General features: G+C 65.5%; 3 protein-coding genes and 1 pseudogene. 2 read left to right on the top strand and 2 right to left on the bottom strand.

What is annotated here, in order from left to right; translation table 11 throughout:
• Positions 1–321, top strand: a pseudogene (locus tag VOI29_RS23845) (hypothetical protein); the annotation flags it as partial.
• 86 nt (positions 322–407) lie between these two features.
• Here VOI29_RS23845 and VOI29_RS23850 read toward each other — a convergent pair.
• Positions 408–923: a hypothetical protein gene (locus VOI29_RS23850; protein WP_323784306.1), complete on the bottom strand. Its 516-nt coding sequence runs from the start codon at positions 921–923 to the stop codon at positions 408–410.
• A gap of 364 nt (positions 924–1,287) precedes the next feature.
• Between VOI29_RS23850 and infC the strand changes: the two genes are divergently transcribed.
• A complete protein-coding gene (gene infC / locus VOI29_RS23855; protein WP_044008405.1) occupies positions 1,288–1,836 on the top strand; it encodes a translation initiation factor IF-3 in 549 nt (182 codons plus the stop codon).
• A gap of 375 nt (positions 1,837–2,211) precedes the next feature.
• Here infC and VOI29_RS23860 read toward each other — a convergent pair.
• On the bottom strand, positions 2,212–2,745 hold a 534-nt coding region (locus tag VOI29_RS23860), incomplete at its 5' end, for an FAD binding domain-containing protein (RefSeq protein WP_323784308.1).

A 2,745-nucleotide genomic window follows, 5' to 3' on the forward strand; every position in this document is an offset into this window, starting at 1 on the left:
GGCGACATTGACGAGATGTTTGACGCGCTGGTGCAGGCCGGCCATCCGGTGACCTCGCCGATGCTGCTGCTGAATTCGATGGGAAAGCGGTTCCGCAGCCATCTGGCCGGAATCACCGGCAGCGCCTATGATGGCACCAAACCGCTGGATCTGGCCGGCGTGGCCCAGCTGCAAATCCAGCGCGCCCGCAAACAGGGCGGCAACAGTGCCGGCTGGGAAACCTTCCTGGCCTTCCTGGCGCCGCAGCCGCAGCCCGGCGACCAGGCCCCGCCGGGCCATATGGCCCGCGTTGCGCAGCAGGCGCAGCCCCGTCCCCATTGATCGGCGCCAAAGACGTCCGCTCAAAAACAACCGGCGGCAGCGCATGATGCCTGCCGCCGGGAAAATCAGCTGACTTGCAGCCAGCTTCAGTTGCTGCCCGCAGTGCTTTCGGTTTCCGCCGCGCCGGACTGCTCCAGCAGCTGCTGCGCGGTGCCGGTTGCATTGTCCAGCGCCTCGGATCCAGCGTCCTGCGCGCCCTCAGCCGCGCCGGCCGCGGCATCGCTGGCAGCCTCTGTGGTCTCCTGCACCGCATCCGATGCAGCCCCCGCCGCGGACTGGGCCGCATCCACCGCATCCTCAACCGCTTCAGCAGCCGCATCCGCCGCCTCGCCTACGGTGTCCTGCACCGCCTCGACGGCTGCGCCGGCCGCTTCGGCACCGGAGTCGATGACGCCCTCAACGGCCTCTGCCGCATCTTCCACCGCCTGCTCGGCCGCCGCTCCGCTGTCCCCGTCCGCTGCTTCCGGCGCTGTGCTGCTCTGTTCCTCTTGCACGGCTGGCACTTCTGCGGGCGCGGGTTCCTGCGCGTCCCGGCCGTTCAGCAGCACAAACCCGGCCACGGCAGCCGCCCCCAGCGCAATCAATATAAATACCTGTTTCATAATACTCTCCTTCCGTTTCCCGGCTTGGCCGGCCTGGCCGCGCAATCCGCAGCATCTGCCTGCCAAATGACGCCCTGCGCCGCTGCACTCAAGGGGGAAGTTTCCCTGGCCTGCATCACGGGCGGCCAGCTGCCACCCGCCGGTCCCGCAACTGGCGGAACCCCGCCGCATTCCCGCCTTGCCAGAATGCAGCGCGGCCTGCGGCAGCGCTCCGGCCTTGTTTTACACCCGTTTTCAAGTTCAATTGCAATATGCGGCCTTGAAATGCGGCTTTCCTGCCGCCATACCGCCCATAAGCCTTGAATCACACGCGGGGGGGCAGTAGCGTTCCCGCACTTTTTGCAATGACAGAAGGATCGCAGTCATAGCCCGCAGACCTCATAACGCGCCGCCGCAACGCGACACCGGCCCGCGCGTCAACGAAAAAATCCGTGCCTCCGAAATCCGCCTGATTGGCGCCGATGGCGACAACGCAGGGGTTGTGACCCCCGCAAGAGCCATGGAAATGGCCGCCGAGGCCGGACTGGATCTGGTGGAAATCTCGCCCAATGCCAACCCGCCCGTGTGTAAGATCATGGACTTTGGCAAGTTCAAATATGAACAGCAGAAACGCGAGAGCGAAGCCCGCAAGAAGCAGAAGATCATCGAGGTCAAAGAGGTCAAGTTCCGTCCCAACACGGACACTCATGACTACGATGTGAAAATGCGCAACGTCTACAAGTTCCTGGAAAACGGCGACAAGGTGAAAATCACCCTGCGTTTCCGGGGCCGCGAGATGGCGCACCAGAACCTCGGAAGAGAGCTTTTGGAGCGGGTCGCCGAAGACATCAAGGAACTGGGCAAGGTCGAAAACATGCCCAAGATGGAAGGCCGTCAGATGATCATGATGATCGGCCCGCTGCCGAACAAGTAACCCGGCCGCCTTCGACACAGGTATTTCAGCCCCGCAGCGCCGCTGCGGGGCTTTTCCTTTGCCGCTGCAGCGCATCGCGGCGGCCCATGCGATACCCGGCAGCGGCCGGGACAGCCTGTTGCAGGCCTGCAGCTGCAGCCGCCAGGGCCGAACGGGCCGGCCGCAAGATCAAGTTCATCTCCTGCAACGCCGCGATCGAGGCGGCGCAGACCGGCAATATGGGCACGGGGTTTGCGGGGATCGCTACCGAAATCCGCCCGCTGCCGGGCAAGATCCAGACCCTGCTGAAGGACATCTCGGGCGACCTGCGGCACTCGCCGCCGCATCTGCCAACTGCCGGGCACCGGCCTCCCGGTGCCCGGCCTGATCAGATCTTCAGGCTGCAGCCGCCACGGCGCGCCGGGCCATCACCCCGACCAGATGGGCGCGGTACGCTTTGGACCCGTGCAGATCGGCCATCATGCCGCCGGCATCCACGCTCAAACCCTCCAGCGCCTCCGGTGCGAAACCGGCATCCAGCGCAGCCTCGGCCTCGTTCCAGCGGAACACACCCTGTTCGGACGCGCCGGTGACCGCCAGCCGCACGCCAGCGGTAAATTTCGCCACAAATACCCCGACCAGGGCAAAGCGCGAAGCCGGCTGCACGAACTTCTGGTAATTGGCCTTCTGCGGCACCGGGAAGCGCACCGCGGTGATGATCTCGCCTTCTTCCAGCGCGGTCTCGAACAGCCCCCGGAAAAAGTCATCCGCGGTGATCTCGCGCCGGTTGGTCATGATCGTCGCACCGCTGGCCAGCGCCGCCGCCGGATAGCAGGCCGCCGGGTCATTGTTGGCCAGTGAGCCGCCGATGGTGCCGCGGTTGCGGACCGCCGGATCGCCGATATGCCCGGCCAGATCCGCCAGCGCCGG

It is taken from the genome of Leisingera sp., from assembly GCF_034669605.1.
GTDB lineage: Bacteria > Pseudomonadota > Alphaproteobacteria > Rhodobacterales > Rhodobacteraceae > Leisingera.